Below are 18,898 nucleotides of genomic sequence, written 5' to 3'. Positions count from 1 at the left end.
CGGGAGCGGCCACCGCGCCGGATACCGCCGCCACCAGTGCGGCGCCCACGGCCGCGGAACCCCAGCCGCGCTCGGGCGTTGCCCGGCCTCGGGGCCGCCGACGCCGCACTGGGCCGGGACGCGGCCCGCCACCTGCGCGCGGGCCGCGCCTTCCACGACGAACTGGGCCTTCCCGGCCCGGTTCCCCGGACCGTCAGCCGGCCGGGCTGACGTCGATCAGCACCTTTCCGGTGATCCCCTCTTCGGACGCAGCATGCGCCTTCGCCGTTTCGGCAAGGGAAAACCGGTGCACCGGCACGCCGTGGTCCTCGCCGAGCCGCAGCGCGCCGTCGGCGAAGGCCGCGGTGACGTCCTCGGCGCCGGCGCGCAGCTTGTCCTCGCCCACCGTGTAGAGCACCAGGAACTGGTACCGCGCGTTCAGCCACAGCGCCGGACCGAAGTCCAGGGCGACGGTGCCGGTGCCCCGGTCGTCGCCGTAGGCCGCGACCGTGCCGCGGGGCCGCAGCACCTCCGTGTGCAGCTTTGCGTTGACCCCCGCGGCGACCTCGACCACCACGTCGACGCCGTCGGGCGCGACCTCGCGGATGCGGGCGCCGAGCTCCGGGTCGGGGTAGCGGACCACGTGCTGGGCGCCCGCCGCGCGGGCGAGCGCGGCCTTTTCGTCGCTGCTGACCGTCGCGACCACCGTCGCCCCGGCCCAGCGGGCGAGCTGGATTGCCGCGTTGCCGACCGCGCCGGCGCCGCCGCTGACCAGCACCGTGCGGCCGTCGAGCGCGCCGGGGGCGAGCCGGGACGGCCCGTCTTCGGCGACGGTGAGCGCCCGGTGCGCGGTCAGCGCCGGGACGCCGAAGCCGGCTCCCTCGTCGAAGCCGGTGCCGTCGGGCAGGCGGACGAGCTTCGCCGCCGGGAGCACGGTGTACTCCTGCGCGGTGCCGGACAGCGGCCCGTACGCGCCGGCGATGACCGTCCACACGCGGTCGCCGGGTGCGAAGCCGGTGACGTCCGGGCCGACCGCGTCGACCACGCCCGCCCCGTCCTGGTTGGGCACGGTTTCCGGCACCTCGGCCCCGGGTTCGGCGCGGAGGCCGCTGCGGGCCTTCCAGTCGGTCGGGTTGACCGCGGAGACGACGATCCGGACGCGGACTTCGCCGGGGCCCGGGTCCGCGGCGGGCCGCTCGGTGAGCGTCAGGACCTCGGGTCCGCCGTGGCGGCGGTAGACGACTGCTTTCATGCCCGGTGCAATCACGGGCGTCCCCGGCTTATTCCCGGCCGCACCGGGAATTCGGCCCGTGAAATGCCTTTTTCACCGCCGTCGAAAAGGGGAAATCGGCGCCGCGCGGGTGATCCCCCGGCCGGGCGATTTTCCGGGCCGGTCCCAGCGGAATCGCCGGGCGTCGCAGAAACTGGGCGCGTGGGAGAGGAAAAGCGCACGCCGGGGGATGAGCGGCCGAAGCGCGACGATGGTGAGCCGACGCCGATCTTCGACGCGGTGTTCAATGCGACGCGCGCGAAGGCGAATACGCCGGAACCGGCGGGCGAGCCGGGCAAAACCGCGCGGTGAGCCGGCCCGCGGACCACGACGTGCAGCACTTCGTTCGACGTCCGCAGCGAACATGTAGCATCCGGGTGCCCGTGCACCCGCGCTCGAGGAGTCACTTTTGCCCGGTGTCGTGAACAGCATGATCGCCGCCGAGTACGCGGCGGGCGCGTCCATCTCGGAGCTGGCCGAGCGCTGGGGGATCGACCCCCGGCAGGTCGTCGAGCGGATCTCGGCGGCCGCCCGCTCCTGAGCGCCCGGCTCAGATCGCCCGTTCCCCCTTGCCCAGCACGACGATGCCGCCCTCGCTGACGTGGTAGTGCCCGCGGTCGCGGGCCAGGTCGACGCCGATGTGCGCGCCGGGTGGCACCACGACGTTCTTGTCCAGGATCGCCCGCCGCACCACCGCGCCGCGGCCGACGCGGGCGCCGTCCAGCAGCACCGAGCCCTGCACCACCGCGCCCTGTTCGACGATGACGTCGGGGGAGAGCACCGAGTCGACGACCTGCGCGCCGGAGATGATGCAGCCGTTGCTGACGATCGACTGGTTCGCCGAGCCGCCTTCGACGAACTTCGCCGCCGCCCGCTGGCCGGGGTGGGCGAGGATCGGCCACCGCCGGTTGTAGAGGTTGAAGATCGGGTGCGTCGAAATGAGGTCGACGTGCGCCTCGTAGTAGCTGTCGATGGTGCCGACGTCGCGCCAGTAGCCGTGGTCGCGCTCGGTTTCGCCGGGCACGACGTTCGTGTTGAAGTCGTAGACGGCGGCCTCGCCCGATTTGACCAGCGCCGGGATGATGTCGCGGCCCATGTCGTGGTGCGAGGCAGCGTTTTCCGCGTCGGCGTAGAGGGCCTCCAGCATCACCTTCGTGGTGAAGATATAGTTCCCCATCGACACGTACGCCTCTTCGGGGGAGTCCGGCAGGCCCGGCGGGTCCGCGGGCTTCTCCATGAACGCGTCGATCATGAGCCCGTCGGTGGTCCGGATGACCCCGAACGAGCTCGCCTCCTTCCGCGGCACGCGGATGCCGGCGACCGTGACCCCCGCGCCGGAGGCGACGTGCGCCTCCAGCATCTGCCGCGGGTCCATCCGGTAGATGTTGTCCGCGCCGAACACCGCGATGTACTCGGGGTTCTCGTCGTGGACCAGGTTGAGGCTCTGGTGGATGGCGTCGGCGCTGCCCTGGTACCAGCGCGGGCCGAGCCGCTGCTGCGCCGGCACCGGCGTGACGTACTCGCCGGTCAGCGACGACAGCCGCCAGGTCGTCGAGATGTGCCGGTCGAGCGAGTGCGACTTGTACTGCGTCAGCACGCACAGTCGCCGGATGCCGCCGTGCACGAGGTTGGAGAGCACGAAGTCGATCAGCCGGTGCGTGCCGCCGAAGGGCACCGCCGGTTTCGCCCGGTCCGCCGTCAGCGGCATCAGGCGCTTGCCCTCGCCGCCCGCGAGCACGATGCCCAGGACATGGCATTCGCTGTTCACAGCGACCTCCCGCACGCTTCGTAGAGGGCGACCGTCCGCTCGGCGATCGCCTTCCAGCCGAACTCGCCGACCGCGCGCTCGCGGCCGGCGGTGCCCATCGCGGCGGCCCGGTCCGGGGAGCCCACCACCTCGTTCAGCGCGGCGGCCAGGCCCGCCTCGAACGCCTTCGCGTCCTGTTCGTCGTAGTGCACCAGCAGCCCGGTCCGGCCGTCGTCGACGACCTCGGGGATGCCGCCGACGTCGCTGGCCACCACCGGCGTGCCGCACGCCATCGCCTCGAGGTTCACGATCCCGAGCGGCTCGTAGACCGACGGGCAGGCGAACACCGCGGCGTGGGTCAGCAGCTGCACGACCTCGTCGCGGGGCAGCATCTCCGGGATCCAGCGGACGCCGGTGCGCGTCTTCTCCAGCTCGGCGACCAGGCCGCGGAACTCCGCGTCGAGCTCGGGGGTGTCGGCGCCGCCCGCGCACAGCACCAGCTGGACGCCCGGGTCGAGCTCCGCGCCGGCGCGGACGAGGTGCGGGACGCCCTTCTGCCGGGTGATCCGGCCGACGAACAGCACGTACGGCCGGTCCGGGTCGATCCCGTGCTTGGCCAGTGCCTCGGTGCCCGGGTCGGGGCGGTAGAGGGTGGTGTCGATGCCGTTGTGGATCACGTGCACGCGCTCGGGCGGCACCGCGGGGTAGGCGGCGAGGACGTCCCGGCGCATGCCGCCGCTGACCGCGACGATCGCGTCGGCGGCCTCGTAGGCCTCGCGCTCGATCCAGGAGGAGACGCGGTAGCCGCCGCCGAGCTGCTCGGCCTTCCACGGCCGCAACGGCTCCAGCGAGTGCGCGGTGACGACGTGCGGGATGCCGTGCGTCAGCTTCGCCAGGTGGCCGGCGAGGTTCGCGTACCAGGTGTGGCTGTGCGCGAGGTCGTGTCCTTCGAGGGCGTTCGCCATGGACACGGCGATGTCCATGGTCGTGAACGCGGGCTGCCGGTAGCCGTGCGGATCGGTGTGCCCGGTCGCGCCGGGGCGGTCGGCGCCCCAGCAGTGGACGTCGAGATCGACCAGCGGCCGCAACTCCCGGGCGAGGAACTCAACGTGGACCCCGGCGCCGCCGTAGACCTCCGGCGGGTATTCGCGGGTGAGCAGGCCGACCTTCATGATGCGAACCCTATGGCCTTTCCCGGCCGCGGCGCAGTCTGGCGTCCAGGGGAATCTCGCGAGTTTTCCGTCACGGCCCCGGCGTGAGGGTGAAGTGGCCGTCGCCCTTCGCCGCGGACCGGACCGGCCAGCTGTCCGGTCCGGTCGCCGGACCCGAGCCGTACTGCAGCCGGTAGTCCGCCCGCCGCGGTGCCAGTGACGGGTCCAGCCAGTGGTAGTTGATCCGCAGCGCCAGGCTCATCAGCGGGTTCGCCAGTTCGATCCGCTTCCGGATCAGCTCGACGGCGTGGCCGCGGTCGGAGAACTCGTCGATGATCGCGCACTCGCAGAAGTAGGCGAGGGTGCCGATCTCACCGGGGCCGGCGACGCTGGCGCCGTGCAGCCGGGCGCCCAGTTCGGTGCCGACGCGCGCGTAGTCCCGGGCGCTCGCCCAGTTCCCGAAGACCACCGGCGACGGCCACGGCAGCCCCTGCGCGGCGTCGACCGCGGCGGCGCTCAGCGCGAGCACGCCGGTGAGGCCGAGGGCGAGCACCGGCGGCCCGGTCCGCCACGCCGTCCGCTCGCGCGCCTGGGCGTACCAGGTGCCGCAGGCGGCGACGGCGAACGTGCTCGCCGCCGTCACCGGGGCGACGTAGTACCAGTGGAACGGGCCGACACCGAGGAACGAGTAGGCGACGTAGTGCAGGATCCCGCCGCCGGCCAGGGCGGCGACCGGGCCGAGCGCGGGGAACTCCGGCCACCGCACGGCGAACCGCGCCGCGGCCCACGCGGCGAGCGCGACCACCCCGGCCAGTGCGGGCAGGAACGACACGAGCACGGTGACCGGCCAGCCGAGGTAGTACATCATCGGCCCGGTGCCGTAGCTCCACGGCGCGAACACCCCGGCCTGGAGCTGCTTGATCACGAGCGTGTCGGGCACGAACGAGCCGAAGGCGAGCCAGCTCACCAGGAACCACGGCGCGGCCGTGAGCGCGGTCAGCCCGGCGGCGGCCCGCCACCGGCGCCGGATCGCCGGCGTGCTCACCCCGATCACCACGACGAACACGACGAGGTCGAGCCGGGTGAGCACGGCGAGGCCGCCCGCGACGCCGAACCAGGCCGGCCTGCCCTCGAGCGCGCAGACCGTGAGCGCCAGCAGCACGACCGGGATCAGCAGCACCTCGAGCCCGATCGCGGACAGCACGAACGGGTTGACCAGCACCAGCGCGACGCCGATCACCCCGGCCGCGGGCGGCAGCGCGAGCACCCGGCCGATGCGCTGCCACGCCCAGCCGAGCCCGGCCCCGGACAGGACGGTGAGGACGCCGAGCGCGACGACCGGGTGCGGGCCGCCCGCCACCCGCGTCACCAGGGTCAGCGCGGCGAGCAGCAGCACGTTCAGGGGAGAGGTCGCCGCGTTGGCGGGCGAGCCGGGGATGATGCCCCATTCGCCGTGCACGGCGAGGTTCTTGGCGTACGCCAGGGTGATGTAACCGTCGTCGGTGAGACTGGTCCGGACCAGGAGGAAAACGGCGGCGCCCAGCACCGCTCCGAAGGCAGCGGGGAGCCACCGGCCCCGCGTGTTCGTCCGTTCCGCGTTCGTTACCGCCAGCAACCTGCCTACCTCGTCATGCGGGACTTCACCCGATCGTGGCATGTGCCGCGTGGGTTCGCAGTACGGCGAGTGAGCGTTGCCGCGCGTTCAGGGCCGGGCGGGGACCCGGACCGCGGCGACGGCCGCATGCGCCGCGTCGAGCGCGGAGTGCAGCGGCAGCGACCGGTCCAGGCCGAGGAGCTGGAGGGGCCGGGCGACCGCGGTCTCGCCGGCGGCGATGGCGAAGGCGACGTCGTGCGCGGCCGCGTCGCGGAAGACCTCGGCCAGCACGGTGAAGACGGTCGAATCGCAGAACGTGGTGCCGGTGAGGTCGGCGACGACCCCGCGGGCGCCGGCGCGGACGGGCTCCAGCAGTGCGTCGCGGAGCCGGGCCGCGCTGCCGAGGTCGAGCTCGCCGGCGCACCGGACGGTCGTGATGCCGGTGCCGGTCGTGGTGGTGATCCGGGGCGCGGTGCGGTGGTCGGTCATCGGTTCTCCTCCTCGGGCGCCTAGCGGTTAATACCCACCACGGCGTGGGATCACTCGTCCGGTGGAGGTCGGCGCACTGCGACATCCGAGGGAAGGCGATGCACAACCGTTGCAGCACAGGTATAGCTTGGGTCGGGAAGGGTTTCAACGCGTAGCCGGCCGTAGCGGGTGCCACCCCGGGCGGCCGGGCCCGGATCCGGCCGACGCGGGCCGGATCACCGGCGCCGGGCGGCGCCGGAGGGGACGCGGCAGGCCATCGCCCCGCCGCCGCGTCCCCACCCCGGGCCTGCCTGGTCACGGGGCCGCCGGGGGCCGCCGGTGCGGTTCTCGGGGTGGGCGGGACCGCTTTCGTTGCGCCGTGTCGCCGGTCGGGTGCGGTGTGCGTCGCTAAGCTTCGGGGAACGTCCGCCGTCCGCGAGCGAAAGGATGCGGTGGAACCCGAGAACGTCGACGCGCCGTCCGTCGCAGGAGCCTGGGCCCCCGGAAAGGTGGCCGAACTGCTCGGCGTGTCGCCGGTGACGCTGCGCAGCTGGAGCGCGCGGTACGGGATCGGCCCGCCGGCCGGCGCCGGACGGCACCGCCGGTACTCCGACGCCGACGTCCGCCGCCTCCAGCACATGCAGCGGCTGGTCGCGCGCGGGATGCCGGTCCGGGAGGCGGCGGCGGCCGCGTTCAGCGGCGGACCGGGCACCGTCGCGCCGGAGGTACCGGCGTCCCGCCGCGCGGACGAGCTGGCGGACGCCGCGGACGAGCTCAGGTACGCCTCGGTGGCCGGCCTGCTGGACGAAACGCTGGGCACGCTGGGCCCGGCGGCGGCGTGGACGGACGTCCTGGCACCGGTGCTGCGCGGCCTCGGCGACCGCTGGCAGCGCGGGGACGTGTGCTTCGCGTCGGAGTGGGCGCTGACGACCGAGATCTCGCTGGCGTTCGAGCGGTTCAGCCGCCGCTTCCCGGCGGCGGTGCCGGGCCGCCCGGTGCTGCTGGCGTGCTGCCCGGCCGAACGGCACTCCCTGCCGATGGAAGCGCTGCGGGCGACGCTGGCGGAGGCGGGGGTCCCGGTGGCGTACCTGGGCCAGCTGGTCCCGGCGGAGACGGTGGCGGACCTCGCGGCCCGCCTCGACCCGGTCCTGGTCCTGCTCTGGTCGAAGACACCCCCCACGGCCGACGACCTCCTGGCGGCCCGGCTGCGCGACCTCGGCTGCGCGGTGGGGACGGCCGGGCCCGGGTGGGACCACCTGGGGGATCGCGGGTTCCCGAGGGTGAACGACCTGGCCTCGGCGGTGGAGGTGGCGCTCGAGCACGCGCGGGCGTAGCGCGGGCCGAGGGCCTCGCCACGGCGGCGGAAGTGGGGCGGGTGCGGCGCGGAGGCCTGCCGCGCCCTGCTGGGACTGGGGTGCCTGGCGCTTTCGGTGAGCCGCTCAGCCGAAACGCCCGGCAAGGCAGCCACGCGGCCGCTCAACCTCCGCTGCAATTGCGTTGCAACCCCGCCGTGTTCCGCTCACCGGGGCACTACACCCCACCTCGCCGACATCGATGTCATTTATCCGAATTCTTGTCCTCCTTGTCGTCTTGACGGTCCCGACAGCCGCGGCGGAAGCTTCCTGGCAACGTTGTCAGCCCGCGGTGCGGCACCCCGCCAGGTCGCGCGCCGGGACCCGGGCTGCCGCTTCGAGAACGGAGTTCGCATGGCGGAAGAGCACGAGCGGGTGTCGCGGCGGCACGTCCTGGCCGCCGGGTCCGGGCTGCTGGCCGGGTTCGGCCTCGCCGCCCTCCTGCCCGGAACCGCGGCCGCCGCGGAAGCCCAAGTCGCCGAAGGTGCGGCGAGCCGCCGGACCGACCTCGCCCTGTTCCGGCCGGTGCAGGTGTCTTCGACCGACTACGCCGCCACCCCGGCCGAGTTCGCCGTCGACGGCCTCGCCCAGGTCGGCGTCCGCGGTTCCGGCTGGCGCGCCGCCCAGGGCGATGGCCAGTGGATCGTCGTCGACCTGCAGGCGCCGTGCGCGATCGAGTCCGTCGTCCTCACCTTCGAGGCGCAGCCCGGCGACCCCGCCTTCGACGCCGCCGCCTCCCGCAGCCACACCAGCGGTTTCGAGGTCCAGTCCAGCTACGCGACGGCGTTCGACCTCGACGTCTCCGGCGACGGCAAGGCCTGGCGCACCGTCCACCACACCGACGCGGGCACCGGCGGCGTCGTCACCATCCCCGTCGCCGTCACCGCGCGGTGGGTCCGGTTCACCGCGAGCCGCCGCTCGACGAGCAACCCGCTGGGCCTCAACGGCTTCCAGGTCTTCGGCACCAGCCGCGGCACCCGGCCCGCGGTCCGCGGCTGGACGAGCTTCCCAGTGCGCCCGGACGACAACCCGCCCGCGCTCGCCGTGGCGCCCGACGGCACCGTGCCGCTCGAATCCGGCTGGGTGCTGACCATGGACGACTGGGCCCCCGCGGGCGGCGGCCAGGCCCTGTCTGCGTCCACTGTGGACACCCGCGGCTGGCTCCCGGCGACCGTGCCCGGCACCGTGCTGGCTTCGCTCGTCGAGCAGGGGCAGCTGCCCGACCCGGTGGCCGGGATGAACAACCTGCACGTCCCGGAAGCGCTTTCCCGCCACGCGTGGTGGTACCGCCGCCGCTTCACCCTCCCACGCGGCCTCGACACCTCGCCCGGCCGGCACGTCTGGCTCGAGTTCGACGGCATCAACCACGAGGCGCAGATCTGGCTCAACGGCGCCGAAATCGCCACCCAGAGCCACCCGTTCGGCCGCGGCGTCCACGACGTCACCGCCGCACTGCGCCGCACCGGCGAGCAGGTCCTCGCCGTGCAGGTCGCGCCGATGCCGAAGCCCGGCAGCCCCGCCGACAAGGGCGCCAACGGCAGCTCCTGGGTCGACGCCGGCGGCACGATGTTCGAGAACTCGCCGACCTACCTCGCCGTGTCCGGCTGGGACTGGATGCCCGCGGTGCGGGACCGCGCGTCCGGCCTCTGGGACCACGTACGCCTGCGCTCCACCGGCGCGGCCGTGCTCGGCGACGTGCGCGTCGACACGAAGGTGCCGGACGCGAAGACCGCCGAGGTGACGCTGACCGTCCCGGTCCGCAACGCCGCCGCGACCGCCCAGCGCATCAAGGTCACCGCCGCCTTCGGCCCGGTGAACGTGGCGAGCACGGTCACCGTCCCGGCCGGGCAGGCCACCGACGTCGTCTTCCCGAAGCAGCGGATCGACAACGCGAAGCTGTGGTGGCCCAACGGCTACGGCGACCCGAACCTCTACGACCTGACGCTGACCGCGGCCATCGGCGCCGCCACGAGCGACCGCCGGACCGTCAAGATCGGCCTGCGCGAGATCGGCTACCGGTACGACCTGCCCATCGTCATCGACGGCGGCCGGGCCACCCAGACCGTCGACCTCGCTCCGCAGAACGCCCGGTTCGTCCGCATGCAGGGCCTGAGGCGGGCCACCGGCTGGGGCTTCTCGCTCTGGACGATGTCCGTGCAGAACGGCTCGGGCCCCGACCTGGCGCAGGGCAAGCCGTCGGCGTCGCAGTCGGTGGCCGACGGCAACCCGCCCGAACGGGCCTTCGACGGCGACCCGAACACCCGCTGGACATCCGAATACAGCGACAACCAGTGGCTGCAGGTCGACCTCGGCGCCGCGACGGCGTTCGATCGTGTCGTGCTGACCTGGGAAACCGCTTACGCGGCGACGTTCAAGATCCAGGTGTCGCAGGACGGCGGCACCTGGACCGACGCCGCGTCGGTCGACAACAGCCCGAAGCCGCTGACCTTCCTCGTCAACGGCGTCAAGATCTTCGCCCGCGGCGGCAGCTGGGGCTGGGACGAGCTGCTGCGCCGGATGCCGGCCGAGCGGGCCGACGCCGTCGTCGCGATGCACCGCGACATGAACTTCACGCTGATCCGCAACTGGGTCGGCTCGTCGTACCGGCCCGAGCTGTTCGACGCCTGCGACAAGTACGGCATCCTGCTGTGGAACGAGTTCTGGGACGGCTGGTCGACCGACCCGGCCAACCACGACATCTTCCTGGCGCAGGCGGCGGACACCGTGCTCCGCTACCGCCACCACGCCTGCGCGACGGTCTGGTTCGGCTGCAACGAGGGCACCCCGCCGCCGTCGATCGACAACGCGCTGCGCGACATCGTGCACTCGAACACCGACCTGCTCTACCAGGGCAACTCGGCGGGCGGCGTGATCACCGGCGACGGGCCCTACTTCTGGCAGGACCCCAAGCGCTACTTCACCGGCGAGGCGACCGGCGGCAAGTACGGGTTCTGGAGCGAGATCGGGCTGCCGACCGTGTCGGTCGTCGAAAGCATGCGCAACCTGGTCGGCGCGGGCGACCCCGGCTGGCCGATCGGCGCGCCGTGGTTCCTGCACGACTGGTCCACGAACGGCAACCAGTCGCCGCAGAGCTACCTGGCGGCGATCGACGCGCGGCTGGCGCCCTCGACCAGCTTGGCCGAGTTCTGCCGCAAGGCGCAGTTCGTCAACTACGAGAGCATGCGCGCGATCTTCGAGGCGTGGAACGCGAGGCTGTGGGACGACGCCACCGGCGTGCTGCTGTGGATGTCGCACCCGGCCTGGCACAGCACGGTCTGGCAGACCTACGACTACGACCTCGACGTCAACGGCAGTTACTACGGCGCGCGCAAGGGCTGCGAAGCCCGGCACGTCCAGGCCGACCTCACGACGTGGCAGGTGCGGGTGGTCAACCACACGCCGTCGGCGCTGACCGGCGTGACGGCGACCGCGCGCCTGTTCTCCCTGGAAGGTGCCTCACTCGGCGCTCCGGCGCAGCAGAAGCTCGACGTCGCCCCGGATTCGGCCGCGGCGGCGTTCACGGTCCCGTTCGCCGACGGCCTGCCGGACCTGCACCTGCTGCGGCTGACGTTGACCGATGGCCAGGGCGCCGTGCTGTCGGAGAACACGTACTGGCGGTACCGGACGGATGCGGCGATGCGCGCGCTGAACCAGCTGCCGGGCGCGCGCCTGACGACGTCGATGCGGCCCGACGGCGACGCCCACACCGCGACGATCCGCAACGACGGGCGCACGGTCGCGGCGATGATCCGCCTGTCGCTGCGGGAACGCAACGGCACCGACCGCGTGCTGCCGACCCGCTACGGCGACAACTACTTCTGGCTGCTGCCGGGCGAGAGCCGCACGATCCGCATCGAGCCGCGGCGGCGGGTGCCGAACGCGAAACTGCTGGTGGAGGCCTACAACGTGGCCGCGAAGCTGATCTAGGCGGGTTTTGTCGGACCTCGCCGCTACGCTCGCGGGGTCCGCGAGCGAGGAGGACCGGTGCGTGGCTGTGGGTCGCGATTCCGGAGCGAGTGGAGGGGTGCCGCGCGCTCCCCTCACCGCCCCCCGACGACCAGCCCGGAGCCGATCCGGGTCTCGGTGCTCCTCGCTCGTGGATCCGGCGAGGGGGAGGAGCGGTCATCGAGGAGTTGTACCGGACGGTACTGGCCAGGACGGCGTACCAGGACGCGTTCTTCGCGTGGCCGCGCGCGGACCGGGAGCGGTACGTCGCGCTGCTGCGGTCGGCGGACCCGACGTGGGCACCGGATTTCCTGAGCTGGCTCCGGACGGAGACACCGATGCGCTACCCGGCTCTGGTCGGGGCAGCGGCGTTCGTGGCGGGGCGGCGGGAGCGAGGCGAGCACGGGCTGTCGCGGCAGGTGATCGCCGCGGTGCTGCGCCGCGCGGACGATCCGGGGCACCTGCTGGCGTACTGGGGTTCCGCGTACGGGCCATCGCTGCCGAAGCCGGTGAAGCGCGGCGTGGCAGAGGCGGTGACGTGCCTGTACGACGAGCAGGCGCTGCTGGCGTATGACAACGCGAGCCACCATTTCGAGCTCGGGTTCGTCCGCGCCGACCTGCCATGGCACGGCGGGATCGGCACGCCTCGGCCGCTCCGGTTCGGTACGGTGATCAGGCTGGTCCATCCCCGCGCCCGCGACCGCGAGCAGGGGGATTTGTTCCGGTATGCACTGGCCAGGAGGTACGGGAGGGTCCGGACGATCCCGGCGACGCTGCCCTTGGCGCGGAGCTGGGCCGGGCTGCCTGCGGCGGTCGGCGGGGTCGGCGGTGAGCCGCCTGGGCCGGTCGGCCGGGGGAGCGCGGTGTCGCCGGGGGAGCAGGCCATGGCGGAGCTGCCGGGCGGATCGGTGAGCCGGGGCAGTGCGGCGGGGGGGCAGCGGCAACCAGCCGCCGAGCCGGCAGCGGGTCGTCCGGCACCGGCCGGATCGCCGCGCCGAGGCGAACCACCATCGAATCTCCCCTTACCACCCGGGCCGCTGCACCTCACCGCCGCCCTGCGCTCGGTCGCCGGTCACCCGCCGCCCGGCCAATGGCTCGCCCAACTCCGGCGCGCCCGTACCGGCGACCACGCCGGCACCGTGCTCGCCACCCTGCCCCTCGCCGACCTCCTGGCCCGGCCCGGCGGCCTCGCCCGGCTCGAACCCCTGATCCCGCACCTCCCCCTCTCCACCCTCCTCGCCCACCTCCGCCGGTTCGACGCCGCCGGGATCGGCTTCGAAACCGCCATGGCCGTCGCCGCGCGGATTGCCGATCCCGGCGAAGTCCGCGCCTCCGGCCTCGGGCCGCTGCGGTTCGCGGCGGCCTGGGGGCGGGCGGACAGCCGGCGGTGGGAACCCGCCCTCGCCGCCGGAGCCCGGCACAGCCTCGAAGCCGTTCCGCGGCTGCGCGGGCGCACCCTCGTCGTCGTCGAACCCGGCTGCGACACCCGGATCGTCTTCGGGATCGCCCTGGCGCAGCGGTGCGACGACGCCGACGTCGTCCTCCTCGGCGGCGGCCGGTTCGCCCTCCGGCCAGGGGAGTCGCCGCTGCACGCGCTGATCCGCTGGCACTCCACCGACCTCCGCGCCGCCGCGCCCGTCACCCCCGGGCACGATCGGGTCGTCCTCCTCACCGAGCAGTACCTCGGGGAGCCGCCGGGCACCGGCGTCCCGCACTACGTCTGGGAAACCCGGCGGCACCGCCGGCACGAGCACGAGCCGGAGTTCGCGCCCGGCTCGGGGTGCGGGTTCTTCCGCGGGCTCGGCGACGCGTCCTTCCGGATCATCCCCTGGTGGGAGGAGTTCGTCGGCCACGACCAATGACAAGGCTGATTTCGTCCGCTGCGACGAACTAGGCTCACGGCATCGCGCCTAGCTTCGGGAGGTGCTCGTTTCGGTGAACCTGCGCCCGCACGCCAGCCTCGGCCGCGTCCTCGACGACCTGGGCGGCACCCTCCTGGACCTGGTGCTCGGCGACGGCGACCGCCCGGGCGGGATCGGCGGCGTCGCCATCCACGACCCGCTGGACGAACCCGCGCTGCCGCAGCATGCCCTCGTGCTGGGCGTCGGCCTCGCCGGCCCGGACGAGGTCGTCCGGCAGCTGCGGACCCTCGCCCGGCACGACGCGGCCGGGCTGGTGCTGCGCGCGCCGGTCGCGGTGACCCCGGCGATCACCGCCGCCGTCGAGGAGACCGGCGTCGCCCTGCTGAGCCTGGCTCGCGGCGCGTCCTGGGCCCAGCTCGCCGCCATGCTGCGGTCGCTGCTGGCCGAGGGCGACGTCGGCGACGCGCAGCCGGAGACCCTCGCCGGGCTGCCGTCGGGTGACCTGTTCGCCGTGGCCAACGCCATCGCCGCGCTGATCGACGCGCCGGTCACCATCGAGGACCGGCGGTCCCGCGTGCTGGCGTTCTCGGGCCGGCAGGACGAAGCCGACGCCTCGCGCGTCGAGACCATCCTCGGGCGGCAGGTGCCCGAGCGGTTCGCGCGCGTGCTGGCCGACCGCGGCGTGTTCCGCGAGCTCTACCGCACCGACCAGCCGGTGTACGCCGACCTGCGCGGGGAGGGCCTCGAAGGGCTGAAGCTGGTCCGGGTGGCCGTCGCGGTCCGCGCGGGCGACGAAATCCTCGGCTCGATCTGGGCGGCGGTGCGCGAACCGCTGACCGCCGACCGGACGCAGGCCCTCTGCGACGCGGCGCGGCTGGTGGCGCTGCACCTGCTGCGCGTCCGGGCCGGCGCCGACGTCGAACGGCGGCTGCGCGCGGACCTGCTCAGCACGGCCCTCGAAGGCGGGGCCGCCGCACGCGAGGCGCTGAGCCGGCTCGGCCTGGCCGACCAGCCGGTCGTCGTGCTGGCGCTGGCGGTGCTGGGCTCCGGCGCCGCCGACGCCGAGCTGGCCGCCGACCGGCAGCGGCTCAGCGACGGCCTGGCGATGCACCTGAGCGCGGTGCACCCGCGCTGCGCCGCCGCGCTCGTCGGCGACACCGCGTACGGGCTGGTCCCGGTGACCCGCGACGCCGACGGCGAGCGGCGCGCCCTGCGGATCGCCAAGGACTTCCTGGACCGGGTGGGCGACCGGGTCCGGGCCGTGGTCGGCATCGGCCCGGTGGCCCGCAGCGCGGCCGAACTGCCGGAAGCCCGCGACAGCGCGGACCGGGCGTTGCGGGTGCTGCGGTCGGGCAGCGGCGCCGGCCGCCGGGTCGCCCTGCTGGCCGACGTGCACGTCGAGGCCCTGCTGCTCGAACTGCAGGACCTGGTCGCCGCCCGCGGCGACCGCCCGACCGGGCCGGTGGCCCGCCTGCTCGACTACGACGAGCAGCACCACGCCCACCTCGTCGAGACGCTCCGGGCCTGGCTGGACGCCTTCGGCGACGTCATCGCGGCTTCGGCGGCGGTCCACGTGCACCCGAACACGTTCCGGTACCGGCTCCGCCGCCTCGCCGAAGTCGGCGGGTTCGACATGGCCGACCCGGAGGCGAGGTTCGCGGCGATGCTCCAGCTCCGCGTGGTGGCCCCACCCGCCCCCTGACCCCGTGCGGAAAGGGGCATCACCCGTGATCAGCGGGGACACACGCGTGACTGCAGGGGCATCTCGCCCGATGCCCCCGCAATCACGCGTGATGCCCGCCCAATCACGGGTGATGCCCTTTCAAGCACGGCCTCGAAATTGCGTTGGCGGACGTGCAGTACCCGGCTAGGCTGCGCCGGAACCTGTCCGCCGCGTCGAATGAGGGGAGCCGGCCGTGCGTGTTCGCATTGCTGTCGCTTCCCGGTTGCGGTCCGAGGTGATCCTGGTGTCTCCGCGTTCCCGGTGCCTGCCGCGCGGCTCGCACCGGACTCCGTGACGCGCTGACAATCTCTCCGTCGCGGGGAATCGCGCCGCCCTGATCACTTCGTCCACAAAGGACCAGGCTGTGCGTACCACCCTGACCGCCGTTCGCAACCTCGGCATCCTCGCTCACGTCGACGCGGGCAAGACCACCGTCACCGAACGGATCCTCCACCGCACCGGTGCCACCCACAAGACCGGCGAGGTCCACGACGGCACCACCGTCACCGACTTCGACCCCCAGGAACGCGACCGCGGCATCACCATCTTCGCCGCGGCCGTCAGCTGCACCTGGGCCGGCCACCGGCTCACCCTCATCGACACGCCCGGCCACGTCGACTTCACCGACGAGGTCGAGCGGTCGCTGCGGGTGCTCGACGGCGCCGTCGCCGTGTTCGACGCCGTGGCGGGCGTCGAGCCGCAGAGCGAAACCGTGTGGCGGCAGGCCGACCGGCACGGCGTGCCGCGGATCGCGTTCGTCAACAAGCTCGACCGCGCTGGCGCCGACCTCGACGCCGCCGTGGCATCGATCCGGGCGCGGCTGCACCCGGCGCCGCTGGTCGTGCAACTGCCCGTCGGACGCGAGGACGGCTTCACCGGCGTCGTCGACTTGCTGCGCCTGGACGACGTGCCGGACGACCTCCTCGCGGAGGCCCGCCGGCGGCGCCGGGTGCTGGAAGAGGCCGTCGCCGAGCTGCACCCGGTGGCGCTGGACGAGTTCTGCGCCACCGGCACGGTCTCGGCGGAGACCCTGGAGAAGGCGCTGCGGGAGCTGACCCTCAGCGGCGCCGGGCTCGTCGTGCTGTGCGGCGCGGCCTACCGCGACCGGGGGATCGGGCCGCTGCTCGACGCCGTCGTGGCGTACCTGCCGTCGCCGGCGGACGTCCCGCCGGTGCGGCCCGACCGGCCCGCCGACCCGGCCGCGCCGCTGGCGGCGCTCGTGTTCAAGGTCGTCTCGACTGCGACGGGACGGCTGACGTACCTGCGGGTTTATTCGGGAACACTGCGAAAGGGGGACCAGGTGACGGACGCCGGGCGCGCCGAACGCGTCGCGCGGGTGCTGCGCGTGCAGGCCGACCGGCAGTCCGAAGTGGACAGTGCGGTGGCCGGCGACATCGTCGCGGTGGCCGGGCCGAAGGCGGCGCGCGTCGGCGCCACCCTCTGCGCGCCGGGCGACCCGGTGCTGCTGGAGCCGCCGGTGACGGCGGACCCGGTGGTCTCGGTGGCCGTCGAGCCCCGGCGCGCGGGCGACGGCGAGCGGCTGACGGCGGCGCTGGCGCGGCTGGCCGAGGAGGACCCGTCGCTCGTCGTGCGGGTCGACCCGGAGACCGGGCAGACGGTGCTGTCCGGTCTGGGCGAGCTGCACCTGGAGGTGGCGGTGGAGAAGCTCCGCCGCGACCGCGGCCTGGAGGTGGTGGCGGGCCGTCCGTCGGTGGCGCACCGCGAGACGGTGGTCCGCGGCGTGTCGGGGCTGGTCTACCGCCACGTCAAGCAGGACGGCGGCGCGGGCCAGTTCGCGCACGTGGTCCTGGACGTCTCGCCGGCGGCCGAGGGCTTCGAGTTCGCTTCGGCGATCGTCGGCGGCCGGGTGCCGCGCGAGTACGTCCGCGCGGTCGAGGCCGGCTGCCGGGACGCGCTGGCGGAGGGCCCGCTGGGCGGCCACCCGGTGACGGGCCTGCGCGTGACGCTGACCGACGGGGCGACGCACCCGAAGGATTCGTCGGACCTGGCGTTCCGCACGGCGGGACGGCTCGGGCTCCGGGAGGCGCTGCGGGCGTCGGTCCTGCGGCTGCTCGAACCGGTGGCCGAGGTGGTCGTGACGGTCCCGGCCGACGCGGTCGGCGCGGTGCTGGGCGACCTCGCAGCCCGGCGCGGCCGGGTGGCGGGCTCGGCGGTCCGGCCGGGCACGGCGGTGGTGACGGCGACGGTCCCGGTGGCGGAGTTGTTCGGCTACGCGAACCGCCTGCGCAGCCGGACCCAGGGCCGCGGCACGTTCACCGCCCGCCCGGCGGGGTTCGCGCCGGTGCCGTGAGGTGAGGGTGGCGAGCGGGGATGCCCGGCTCGCCACCCGGTCCGGCTTCCCGAGCCTGCCGCAGCCGGTCGTGAGTGGTAAGGCGAGTTAGAACTCGCCTTACCACTCACGACAGCCGCGGAAGGGCGGCTGCGGAGGGGCGGCTGCGGTGGGCAGCTGCGGAGGGGTGGTTGCGGAGGGGGGCTCGGAAGGGTGGTTGCGGAGGGCGGCTGCGGAGGGGCGGTCGCGGAAGGGCGGCTGCGGTGGGGTGGTCGCGGAGGGGTGGCTGCTGTGGGAGGTAGTCGCTGCGCAAGGCAGCAGCGGCCGGGGTCTCAGCCCCGGGGCAGTGACTTCACCCCGGCCAGTAGCCGGTCCACGTCTTCCTCCGTTGTGTACGGTGCGATTCCCGCCCGCACCGCGCCCGTGTCACCCAGCCCCAAATGCCGTGAACACTCGATCGCGTAGAAACTCCCCGCCGGCGCGTTGACCCCGACTGCCCCGAGGTGCTCGTACACCGCCTGCGACGGCACCCCGTCCACCGAAAACAACACCGTCGGCGTCCGCCGCCGGTCCGGTGCCCCGTACCGCGTCACGCCCGGCAGTGAAGCCAGACCACCGTCGAGGCGGGCCAGCAACGCGTCCTCGTGCGCCTCCAACGCCGCCATCGACGCGACCAACCGCTGGCGCCGCGACCCCGGACCCGGCACCAGCCCGGCGAGAAAATCGATCGCCGCCGTCGTTCCGGCCAGGAGCTCGTACGGCAACGTGCCCAGCTCGAACCGTTCCGGGACCGCGTCGGTCGAAGGCAGCAGCTTGTCCGGGTGCAACGTCTCCAGCAACGCCGGTGCCGCCACCAGCACCCCCAGGTGCGGCCCGAGGAACTTGTACGGCGAGCACGCGTAGAAATCCGCCCCGAGATCCCTCGCGGACACCGACGCGTGCGGGGTCAGGTGCACGCCGTCCACGTACAGCAGCGCTCCTGCGGCATGGACCTCCGCCGCGATCGCCGGGATGTCCGGGCGGGTGCCCAGGAGGTTCGACGCCGCCGTCACCGCGACCAGGCGTGTCCGCTCCGACAGCAGCGGGCCGATCGGGGCGAGCTCGCCGGTGGCCGGATCGAAGTCCGCCCACCGCACCTTCGCCCCCGTCTGCACCCACGGGCGGATGTTCGCGTCGTGGTCGAGACGGGTGACCACGACTTCGTCGTCCGGGCCCCAGCCGCGGGCCAGCGTGCGGGAAAAGTCGTACGTCAGCTGGGTCATGCTGCGGCCGAACACCACCCCCGCCGGGTCGGCGTCGAGCAGGTCGGCGACCGCCTGGCGGGCTTCGGCGACCACCGCGCTCGCGCGCCGCTCGGCCGCCGTCACGACGCCGCGGTTGGCGATCGCCGCGCACAACGTCTCGGCCACCGCCGCCCCGACCACGTCGGGGACCTGGGAGCCGCCGGGGCCGTCGAAGTGCGCGGCGGAAAGGGCGGAGAAGTGCTCGCGGATCTTCCACACGTCGTAGGTCACCGC

The 18,898-nt window shown here is 73.9% G+C and carries 14 protein-coding genes; 8 read left to right on the top strand and 6 right to left on the bottom strand.

The genetic code is table 11. From position 1 onward, the window contains the following. Positions 1–78 precede the first annotated feature (78 nt). Positions 79–210, top strand: a complete 132-nt coding sequence (locus tag OO60_RS48145) for a hypothetical protein (protein WP_280513805.1) — start codon at positions 79–81, stop codon at positions 208–210. Here the strand turns inward: OO60_RS48145 and OO60_RS03990 are convergent. Beyond that, entirely contained in the window at positions 194–1,231 is a 1,038-nt protein-coding gene (locus OO60_RS03990; protein WP_004559093.1) for an NADPH:quinone reductase, read from the bottom strand. The genes OO60_RS48145 and OO60_RS03990 overlap by 17 nt on opposite strands. 180 nt (positions 1,232–1,411) lie before the next feature. Here OO60_RS03990 and OO60_RS47050 point away from each other — a divergent pair, with 180 nt between their 5' ends. Further along, on the top strand, positions 1,412–1,561 hold the full coding sequence (locus OO60_RS47050; RefSeq protein ID WP_167346728.1) for a hypothetical protein: 150 nt from the start codon (positions 1,412–1,414) through the stop codon (positions 1,559–1,561). A 97-nt stretch (positions 1,562–1,658) separates the two neighbouring features. Then, positions 1,659–1,790 carry a hypothetical protein gene (locus OO60_RS48140; protein WP_276204627.1) on the top strand — a complete coding sequence of 44 codons (132 nt, stop codon included), beginning with the start codon at positions 1,659–1,661 and terminating at the stop codon, positions 1,788–1,790. Positions 1,791–1,799: 9 nt separating this feature from the next. Here OO60_RS48140 and glgC read toward each other — a convergent pair whose 3' ends face one another. From glgC to OO60_RS03970, 4 genes are all read right to left on the bottom strand, one after another. Further along, positions 1,800–3,017 (bottom strand): glucose-1-phosphate adenylyltransferase, encoded by a 1,218-nt coding sequence (gene glgC, locus OO60_RS03985; RefSeq protein WP_004559095.1) that lies wholly within the window; start codon positions 3,015–3,017, stop codon positions 1,800–1,802. Continuing rightward, positions 3,014–4,168, bottom strand: coding sequence for a glycogen synthase (glgA, locus tag OO60_RS03980; protein WP_004559096.1), 1,155 nt, complete (start codon positions 4,166–4,168; stop codon positions 3,014–3,016). The genes glgC and glgA overlap by 4 nt, the downstream gene beginning before the upstream one ends. A gap of 70 nt (positions 4,169–4,238) precedes the next feature. Beyond that, on the bottom strand, positions 4,239–5,693 hold the full coding sequence (locus OO60_RS03975; RefSeq protein ID WP_033260936.1) for a hypothetical protein: 1,455 nt from the start codon (positions 5,691–5,693) through the stop codon (positions 4,239–4,241). A gap of 156 nt (positions 5,694–5,849) precedes the next feature. Further along, positions 5,850–6,230 (bottom strand): STAS domain-containing protein, encoded by a 381-nt coding sequence (locus tag OO60_RS03970; protein ID WP_004559413.1) that lies wholly within the window; start codon positions 6,228–6,230, stop codon positions 5,850–5,852. 431 nt (positions 6,231–6,661) lie between these two features. Here OO60_RS03970 and OO60_RS03965 point away from each other — a divergent pair, with 431 nt between their 5' ends. The 5 genes from OO60_RS03965 to fusA all read left to right on the top strand — a co-directional run bounded on the left by OO60_RS03965 (position 6,662) and on the right by fusA (position 17,402). Then, positions 6,662–7,543, top strand: coding sequence for a MerR family transcriptional regulator (locus OO60_RS03965; RefSeq protein ID WP_004559414.1), 882 nt, complete (start codon positions 6,662–6,664; stop codon positions 7,541–7,543). 372 nt (positions 7,544–7,915) lie between these two features. Continuing rightward, a complete protein-coding gene (locus OO60_RS03960) occupies positions 7,916–11,488 on the top strand; it encodes a discoidin domain-containing protein (RefSeq protein ID WP_004559415.1) in 3,573 nt (1,190 codons plus the stop codon). Positions 11,489–11,694: 206 nt separating this feature from the next. Continuing rightward, a complete protein-coding gene (locus OO60_RS03955; RefSeq protein ID WP_033260778.1) occupies positions 11,695–13,368 on the top strand; it encodes a hypothetical protein in 1,674 nt (557 codons plus the stop codon). Positions 13,369–13,429: 61 nt separating this feature from the next. Then, entirely contained in the window at positions 13,430–15,070 is a 1,641-nt protein-coding gene (locus tag OO60_RS03950; protein ID WP_033260777.1) for a PucR family transcriptional regulator, read from the top strand. Between the two features lie 385 nt (positions 15,071–15,455). Beyond that, positions 15,456–17,402: an elongation factor G gene (gene fusA, locus OO60_RS03945; RefSeq protein ID WP_033260776.1), complete on the top strand. Its 1,947-nt coding sequence runs from the start codon at positions 15,456–15,458 to the stop codon at positions 17,400–17,402. A 311-nt stretch (positions 17,403–17,713) separates the two neighbouring features. Here the strand turns inward: fusA and OO60_RS03940 are convergent, their stop codons facing one another. Then, positions 17,714–18,895, bottom strand: a complete 1,182-nt coding sequence (locus OO60_RS03940) for a cysteine desulfurase-like protein (protein ID WP_003102194.1) — start codon at positions 18,893–18,895, stop codon at positions 17,714–17,716. Positions 18,896–18,898: the final 3 nt, after the last annotated feature.

This window comes from Amycolatopsis vancoresmycina, assembly GCF_000716785.1.
Taxonomy (GTDB): domain Bacteria; phylum Actinomycetota; class Actinomycetes; order Mycobacteriales; family Pseudonocardiaceae; genus Amycolatopsis; species Amycolatopsis vancoresmycina.
The sequence above is the reverse complement of the archived record's forward strand: the minus strand, read 5'-3'. Positions and strand labels throughout refer to the sequence as shown.

Excerpts from the sequence above, each read along its gene's own strand:
- OO60_RS03990 (WP_004559093.1), bottom strand. The coding sequence starts at position 1,231 with ATGAAAGCAGTCGTCTACCGCCGCCACGGCGGACCCGAGGTCCTGACG.
- glgA (WP_004559096.1), bottom strand. The coding sequence starts at position 4,168 with ATGAAGGTCGGCCTGCTCACCCGCGAATACCCGCCGGAGGTCTACGGC.
- OO60_RS03970 (WP_004559413.1), bottom strand. The coding sequence starts at position 6,230 with ATGACCGACCACCGCACCGCGCCCCGGATCACCACCACGACCGGCACC.
- OO60_RS03960 (WP_004559415.1), top strand. The coding sequence starts at position 7,916 with ATGGCGGAAGAGCACGAGCGGGTGTCGCGGCGGCACGTCCTGGCCGCC.